At 74.9% G+C, this 8,098-nt stretch carries 6 protein-coding genes; all 6 read right to left on the bottom strand.

What is annotated here, in order from left to right:
• Nucleotides 1–98 precede the first annotated feature (98 nt).
• Genes E1281_RS34115 through E1281_RS34090 form a run of 6 tightly spaced genes read right to left on the bottom strand, consistent with a single transcriptional unit; the run spans nt 99 to nt 8,061 of the window.
• Nucleotides 99–848, bottom strand: coding sequence for a creatininase family protein (locus E1281_RS34115; protein WP_131883839.1), 750 nt, complete (start codon nt 846–848; stop codon nt 99–101).
• The gene (locus E1281_RS34110) at nt 845–1,849 is read right to left on the bottom strand and encodes an ABC transporter permease (protein WP_131883838.1); all 1,005 of its coding nucleotides are present in this window, start codon (nt 1,847–1,849) and stop codon (nt 845–847) included. The genes E1281_RS34115 and E1281_RS34110 overlap by 4 nt, the downstream gene beginning before the upstream one ends.
• A 1-nt stretch (nt 1,850) precedes the next feature.
• Nucleotides 1,851–3,314, bottom strand: coding sequence for an aldehyde dehydrogenase family protein (locus E1281_RS34105; protein ID WP_131883837.1), 1,464 nt, complete (start codon nt 3,312–3,314; stop codon nt 1,851–1,853).
• Nucleotides 3,311–4,477, bottom strand: coding sequence for an aminotransferase class V-fold PLP-dependent enzyme (locus E1281_RS34100; protein WP_131883836.1), 1,167 nt, complete (start codon nt 4,475–4,477; stop codon nt 3,311–3,313). The genes E1281_RS34105 and E1281_RS34100 overlap by 4 nt, the downstream gene beginning before the upstream one ends.
• Nucleotides 4,474–5,523, bottom strand: coding sequence for a Gfo/Idh/MocA family oxidoreductase (locus E1281_RS34095; RefSeq protein WP_131883835.1), 1,050 nt, complete (start codon nt 5,521–5,523; stop codon nt 4,474–4,476). Before E1281_RS34095 ends, E1281_RS34100 begins: the two co-directional genes overlap by 4 nt.
• Nucleotides 5,524–5,577: 54 nt before the next feature.
• Entirely contained in the window at nt 5,578–8,061 is a 2,484-nt protein-coding gene (locus E1281_RS34090; RefSeq protein ID WP_165959224.1) for an ATP-binding cassette domain-containing protein, read from the bottom strand.
• Between the last annotated feature and the right edge of the window lie 37 nt (nt 8,062–8,098).

Raw genomic sequence — 8,098 nt, 5'->3', positions numbered from 1 at the left:
CACCAGTTCCTGGACGCCGCCGCACCGGGGACACCTGGACCAGCTACCGGGATTGCGCTCACCGCAGGACCGGCAGACCGGGATCCACTCCATACCGCTCACGTCCCGCCTTCCGCGCGGATCCTCCCCAGCAGGACCGCCAGCCGGTCGGCGGCGGCCTCGAACAGCCGCCGCCCCGCCTCCGGCGTGGCCAGGGACGGGGTCCCGACCACGCCCGTGGGGTTGATGTCCTCGAACCTCCGGTACACCGAGACGCGGTCGCCGGTGAACAGGTGGGGGTCGGGCCAGCCCGGCGGCGTGCTTCCTTCCGGGATGCGGTCGGTGGCCACGGTCTCCGGCCACAGGTGCATGACCAGGGAGGTCTCCAGGGCGCAGGCGTGGCCGACATGGCGGTGGCCGTCCGGGAACACGTCGTCGACGACGTCGTCCAGCAGTTCGAAGTAGGAGACGGCCCACGCGGTGTGTCCCCGCTCGCCCAGCTCGGCGACCGCCACGTGGAGCGCCCCGCGGTTGCCGCCGTGCCCGTTCACGACGACCGGGGCGCGCCCGTCCGCCTCCAGCGAGGCGCAGACGTCGACGACCAGGTCGATGAACGTGCGGGCCCGCAGGGTCACCGTCCCCGGGAAGCCCCGGTGGTGCGGGGAGATCCCGTACGGGACGGCGCCCGCGACGTCCACGCCCGGCACCCGCTTCGCCGCCTCCAGCGCCACCGCCTCGGCCAGCCACCAGTCCGTGCCGAGCGGGAGGTGCGGACCGTGCTGCTCGGTGGCGCCGACCGGGAGCAGGGTGATGCCCCGCTCCATGTCCGCGGAGGTCCGCGCGTCGTGCGCGAGGGGCCCGTCCGTCATCCCGGGGCCTCGGTCACGCGCCGGTGCAGCCGCCGCATCGCCACGTCCACGACGAGCGCGGCGATGATGATCAGCCCCTTGAACAGGTCGATCGCCGACGGGTCCACGCCGAACACCTGGAGCGCGTTGGTGAGCAGCGCGATGATGACGGCGCCGACCAGCACTCCGCCGACCGTGCCCCGGCCGCCGAAGATGCTTGTGCCGCCGATGACCGCCGCCGCGATCGCGTCCAGCAGCAGCGTGATCCCGCCGAGGTTCGGCTGGACGAGCGGCACCTGCGCGACCACCATCACCGTGGTGAGGAACACGAGCAGGGCGGCGACCGCGTACACGCCGAGCAGCTGCGGTGCGCGCCGGACGCCCGCCAGGGTGCTCGCGTGCTCGTCCGACCCGTAGGCGTAGGTGCGGACGCCGAACCTGGTCCTGCGCATCAGGAACCACAGCCCGGCCGCCACGGCGGCGACGACCAGGAGCGGCACCGGGACGCCGAGCACCGCGCCCTGCCCGAGGGCCTCCAGGAAGCCGTGCTCCACCAGGACCATTCCCTGCGGGGCGGCCAGGAGCGTCAGCCCTTGGACGACGGTCATCATGCCGAGCGTCGCGATGAACGGCGGCAGCCGCGTCACGCCGACCAGGAAGCCGTTGGCGAGACCGACCGCGAGCACCGCGCCCAGCCCGAGGAGGCCCGCGAGGACCAGCCCGCCGCCGCCGGAGAGATGCCCCGCCATCACCACGCCGCAGAGCCCGACGGCGTATCCGGCGGACAGGTCGATGCCCGCCGTGAGGAGCACGACGTGCGCGCTCAGCGCGAGCAGGGCGATCGGGACGGCCTGCAGCAGGATGTTGCGCAGGTTGAGCGGTGCCGCGATGCGCGGATCGACCACCGCGAACACCGCGAGCAGCAGGACCAGCAGCAGGACGGGCACCAGTGCGACCGCCCAGCCCGCCAGCCGGGGCGGGATCGCCGGCAGCGGCCGGCGAGCGGATGCGGAGGCCGCCATCTCACGACTCCAGCGGGGCGGTGCGGAGGACGATCGCCTGCTGCTCGGTCATCTCCTCGACCGACCAGGGGCCGCCGGTGCGGCCGTACCCGCTGCCGGTGCCCGCCGCGCCGCCCGCCGGGATGTTCGGCTCCCAGTAGCTGCTGGCCTCGTTGAGGTTGACGATGCCGCAGGGCAGCTCCTCGGCGAGCGCGAACGCCCGCCCGACGTCCCGGCTGAAGATCGCGCCGGACAGCCCGAACTCGCTGGCGGCGACCAGCGCGTGCAGCTCCTCCACGGTGTTCCAGTGCACGACCGGCGTCACCGGCCCGAACGTCTCGGCGACGTCCAGGTCGCAGCCGTGAGGCACCGTGTCGACCACGGTGGCCTCGACGTAGTGCTCGGTGGGCGCGCCGGCCTGGCGTCCGCCTCCCGCCAGGATCCGCCCGCCTCCCGCGGCCGCCTCGTCGATCTGGGCGCACACCCGCTTGGCGAGGTCGGCGGTGTGCAGGGGCCCCATCGTGGTGCTGTCGGAGAAGGGGTCGCCGAGCACGACGTCGCGCGCGTGCGCGGCGACGCGCTCGGCCAGCTCGGTGGCGACGCTCGCGTGCGCCAGCACCCGCTCGGTGGAGGTGCAGATCTGGCCCGCGTTGGAGAACGAGCCGTTCGCGATCGCGGCGGCGGCCAGGTCGAGGTCCGCGTCCGGGAGCACGATGCTCGGGCCGTTGCCGCCCAGTTCGAGCTGGACCGGCTTGCGGCCCCCGGCGGCCTCGGCGATCAGGTACCCGGTCGCGGTGCTGCCGGTGAAGCCGACCGCGTTCACCCCGGGGTGCGTGATCGCCGCGTTCCCGACGACCGGCCCCTCGCCGGTGACGAGGTTGAGGACGCCGTCGGGCAGCCCCGCCTCGTGCAGGACGGCGGTGAGCCGCGAGGCGATGCCCGCGACGCTCGGCGCGGGCGTCCACACCAGCGTGTTGCCGGTGGCGATGCCCGGCCCCAGGTAGTAGATGGAGGCGACCCCGATCGGGAAGTTCCACGGCGTGATCACCGAGTAGACGCCGCGCGGGCGGCGCTGGACGAGCACCCGCTTGGCCGGGTCGCGCACGGCGATCGACTCCGAGCGCAGGGAGACGACGTGGTCGGCGGCGTCGCGGAAGGCGGTGACGACCGCGTCGATCTCGCCGCGGGCCTCGGTGTGGAAGGGCTTGCCGTGCTCGGCCGCCAGCCGGGCCGCCAGATCCTCCTTCTCGGCGGCGACGGCGTCGGCGAGCCGGCGGCACAGCTCGGCGCGCTCGAACACCGGCGTGCGGCGGTGCGCGGGCGCGGCGGCGCGGGCGGCGGTGACGGCGCGGTCCACGTCCTCGGCCGTGCCCATGAGGACGTGCCCGACGACGGCGCCGTCACCCGGGCCGCGCACCTCGCGGGTGGGGCGGTCCGGCGTGTACGCCGCGCCGCCGACGTACATGGGGAAGGTCTCTGCGGTCATGTCGTGCTCCCTGTCGTGGATGGCCCGGTGGTGGATGGGCCGGTGGCGCGGGCCGCGCGGCGAGGCGACGGCGCGCGGAGGCCGTCGGTCGCGCGGTCGGCGTCACGGTCGGTGTTGTAGAGGTGGAAGGCGAAGCGGACGGCGCCGGTCCGGGCGGCGGCCCGCACACCGCGGTCCCGTAGCCGCGCCACGGCCCCGGCAGGGTCGGGGTGGGCCACGGCCACGATGGGCGAGGGCGACTCGGCCGGCGCGGTCGCGAACCCCAGGTCGCGGACGGCCTCCGCGAACCGCGCGGCCAGGTCCGTGGCGTGCCGTTCCAGATCGGCCTGGTCATAGTGGGACAGGTGGCGCAGCGAGGCCGCGGTGGCGACCCACGCCGGCCATGCCTGCGGCTGGTCGAACCGGCGCGCGTCGTCCCACAGCCGGTACCCGGCGCCGTAGACGACGCCTCCCGCGTAGTCGCGGGACGACTCCGGCCCGGGGGAGACCGGCGCGAACGCGCGCTGGTGCTCCGGACGCACCGCGAGGAACGCGGTGCCGCGCGCCCCGAGCAGGAACTTGTACGCGACGGCGCCGATGAAGTCGGCGCCGCTGCGGGCCAGGGCGGTGTCCACCCCGAGGGACTGGCTCGCGTCGACGTACACCAGCGCCCCGCGGCGGTGCGCGTGCTCGACCAGGCGCGGCAGGTCGACGCGCAGCCCGTCGGCGGACTGGACGCTGGACACCGCCACCAGCCCGGCGCCCTCGTCCACGGCCGCGCACAGCCGGTCCGTGGTGGCGGGCGACGGCACGAGGCGCACCTTGTCCGGGTCCCGGCCGGAGATCCAGGGCAGCAGGTTGGCGCGGAACTCCGCCTCGGGGACGGCGACGCGGGCGTCCGGCCACGCCCGCGCGACCGTGGACGCGGCCGCGACGTGCGAGGGGAGCAGCGCCACGTCGTGGGGCGCCGCGCCGACAAGGCGGGCCGCGTGCGCCCGCGCGTGCTCGGCCGCCTCCTCCCACGCGCCGTGGTCGGCCGAGCCGCCGGCCCACCGCGCCGTCATCGCGCGCAGCGCGTCGGCGGCCGGGGAAGGCGCGACCCCCATCGTGGCCGTGTCCAGGTAGGCCAGATCCCCCAGCTCCGCGAACGCGTCCTCCCGCGCCGCCGCCCCGGGACGGTTCATCGCACGGCACCCGCCCCGGCGGCCCCGGACTCGGCCCGGTCGACGATCTCGACGTCCTCCGGGACGCCGCTCTCGACCGAGCGCAGGATCGCGTCGTTGACCGCCACGTTCCGCATGGCCGCGGCGGTCGGCACCGGGAACCCGGCGCCGTCGCGGACGCCGGCGACGAACGCGCGCACCTCGGCGGCCAGGTCGCCGCGGATCCGCGCGTTGACCTCGGGCCAGTGCAGGGCGTCCGGGGTGGCGAGACCGGAGTCGCCGTAGACCCGCAGGCCGTGGTCGCGCACGTCGACCGCGACCGTGCCCTCGGTGCCCATGACCTCAAGGCGGCCGTCGATGGAGACGGGGTCGTCCGAACGGCGGGTCCAGCCGTTGAACAGCTCCCCGATGGTGCCGTCCTCCAGCTCGGCGACGGTGAAGATGGCGTCCTCCGACCGGACGCCGTTCGCCGGCATCAGCTTCGACACGGCCCGCGAGTACACGCGGGTGATGCGCTTGCCCGTGACCCACTGCATCGCGTCCACGTCGTGCACGCCCAGGTAGAACAGGACGGAGCTGCTTCCGTCCATGCGCAGGCCGATGTCGCGCGCCGCGATCCGCCCGGCGGTCACGTGCAGCGGCTCGCCGATGTCCCCGGCGGCGACGGCCGCCGCCGCGCCCGCGTAGCGCGGGTCGAACCGGAGGATCTGCCCCACCGCCACGTGGGTCCCGCCCTCGGCGGCGGCCCTGTCGATGGCCCGCGCCCCCTCCAGCGTGTCGGCCATCGGCTTCTCCACGAGGACGGGGCGTCCCGCGCGCAGGGCGGTGGTCGCCGGGCCGACGTGCGCGCGGTCGGGGACGGCGACGATGAAGGCGTCGACGTCCTCGTTCAGCGCGTCAACGACCTCCGGCAGGTGCCGGGTGCCGAGCTCGTCCGCGGCGGCGCGCCCGGCGGCCGGGTCGCGGTCGACGACCGCCGCCAGCTCGGCCTCGGCGGACTCGGCGACGGTCCGGGCGTGCAGCCGCCCCATGAAGCCGCCTCCGACGACTGCGATCTTGATGCTCATGGTGAATGCCTCCCTGTGTCTGTGCGGACCTGTGAGTGAGAGCGTTCGCGGGCGCTATCCGGGGGCGGCCGCCGGGCTGTGACCGAAGGCCAGCTCCATGACCTCCTCCTCGGTGGCCCCGCGCGGCAGCTCGCCGGCGACCGCGCCGCCGCGCATGACATGGACCCGGTCGGCCACGCCCAGCAGCTCGGGCAGCTCGCTGGAGACCATGAGGACGGCGAGGCCGCGCTCCTTCAGGTCCGCGATGAGGGCGTGGATCTCGGCCTTGGACCCCACGTCCACGCCGTTGGTCGGCTCGTCCAGCAGCAGCACGCGCGGCTCGGTGGCCAGCCAGCGGGCCAGCACGACCTTCTGCTGGTTGCCGCCGGACAGGACGCCCGTCGCCCGGTCGGGATGCGGCGGCCGGATGCCCAGCCGTTCGATGGACTCCTCCACGACCCGGCCGACGCCGCGCGGCACCACCCCGAACCGCGAGTTGCGGCGCAGCCAGGCGAGCACGATGTTGTCGCGGACCGACATGCTCGGCACCACGCCCTCGCGCAGCCGGTCCTCCGGCACGTAGACGACACCGCGCCCGCTGGCGGCCGGAAGGTCGCCGGACGGCAGCTCGCGGCCGTCCACCAGCACGCGCCCCGCCGTGCGGCGGGACAGGCCCGCCACGCAGCGCAGCACCTCGCTGCGGCCCGACCCGAGCAGACCGGCCAGCCCGACGATCTCCCCGGCCCGCACGGTCAGCGACGCCTCGGCCAGCCGCCCGCCGTCGGAGACGCCCTCGATCCGCAGCAGCGGCTCGCCGGGCTCGGTCTTCCGGTGCGCGAACACCGTCCCGATCCGGCGGCCGACCATCATGGAGATCAGCGCGGACTCGTCGACCTCGGACAGGTCGGCCTCGCCGACGAACTCCCCGTCGCGCAGGACGACCGCGCGGCCGGCCAGCCGGTAGATCTCCTCCATCCGGTGCGAGATGTACAGGACGGCCACGTCGCGTTCGAGGAGCCGGCCGACCAGCTCGTACAGGCGCTCGCGCTCGCGGTTGGACAGCGCCGAGGTGGGCTCGTCCATGATGACGAGCCAGGCGTCGTCCAGCATCGCCTTGGCGACCTCGACCATCTGGCGCTCGCCGACCGGCAGCCCGGCCAGCCCGGCGTCCAGGTCGACGTCGAGTTCCAGTTCCTTCAGCACCTGCCTGGCCCGCGTGCGCATCCAGCGCCGCCGCAGCACCCCGAACCGGGTCGGCTCGCGGCCGAGGAAGAGGTTCTCCAGGACGGTCAGGTCGGGCAGCAGGCTGAAGTGCTGGTGGATCACGCTCACGCCCGCCGCGCGGGAGTCCTCGGCCGAGGCCAGCCGCACCGGGTCGCCGTCGATGAGCAGCCGTCCGGTGTCCGGTTCGTGCGCCCCGGCGAGGACCTTGACCAGCGTGGACTTCCCGGCGCCGTTCTCGCCGACCAGGGCGACGACCTCGCCGGAGCCGAGCGTGAACGACACGTCGTGCAGGGCCCGGACGCCCGGGAAGCTCTTGCCGATCCCCGCGAGTTCCATCCGGTGCTCGCGCGTCCCCTCCGCCGCCGTCCGGGCGCGGGCGCCGGAGCCTCTGCCGGAGAACGCGCGGCGCGCTCCGTCCAGCAGCTCCTTCAGCTCCTGGCGCTGCGTGGCCAGCACGGCGACGATGACCAGCGCGCCGGTCACGACGTAGATGGTCTGCTGCGGGACGGCCATGAACGACAGGCCGGAGTTGACGACGCCGATGAAGACGGCGCCGAGCATCGTGCCGCCGACCGACCCCGAGCCGCCCGACAGCTTCGCGCCGCCCACGACGGCCGCGGTGATCGCGGCGAACTCCAGCCCCTGCCCGGCCAGCGGCTGCGCGGACCCGACTCGGCCGATCATGATGACCGCGCCCAGCCCGGCCGACGCGCCCGCCAGCACGAACGTCGACAGCTGCACGGTCCGGGCGGGCACGAGCGAGGCGCGGGCGGCGTCGGCGTTCCCGCCGACCGCGTAGATCCACCGCCCGTACAGGGTGCGGCCGAGCACCAGCATCCAGCCGATCATGAGCACGACGGCGATCACCACGGACGCGGGGACCGGGCCGACGTAGCCGCCGCCGGCCATCAGGACGGCCGTCTGCTCGACCGGGATCGAGGACGCCCCGGACAGCGCCAGCGCGGCGCCGGAGCCGAACGCCATCGTGCCCAGCGTCGCGATCAGCGGGCTCACCCGGAGCACGCCGATGAGCACGCCGTTCAGCGCGCCGATCGCCGCGCCGGTCAGGACGCAGGCGGCGATGGCCAGCGGCGCGGGGAGCCCGGACGTGAGCAGTTGCGCGCCGACCACGCCCGACACCGACAGCGTCGAGCCGACCGAGATGTCGATGCCGCGCGCGATGATCACGGCGGTCAGCGCGAACGCCAGGATCGCGGTGACGGCGATCTGCTGCCCGATGTCGAGGAAGCCGGTGACGCTGATGAAGCCGGGCCGGAGCGCGCCGAACACGGCGACGGTGACGACGATGAAGACGAGCAGGGGACTGCGTCTCAAGATCGCGGACATGGCGGTCCTCAGGGGAGGTCGGGGG

The sequence above is a fragment of the Actinomadura sp. KC345 genome, from assembly GCF_004348515.1.
In the GTDB taxonomy this organism is placed as follows: Bacteria; Actinomycetota; Actinomycetes; order Streptosporangiales; family Streptosporangiaceae; genus Spirillospora.
Note: the sequence above shows the minus strand (reverse complement) of the source record. Positions and strands in the feature narration are given on the sequence as shown.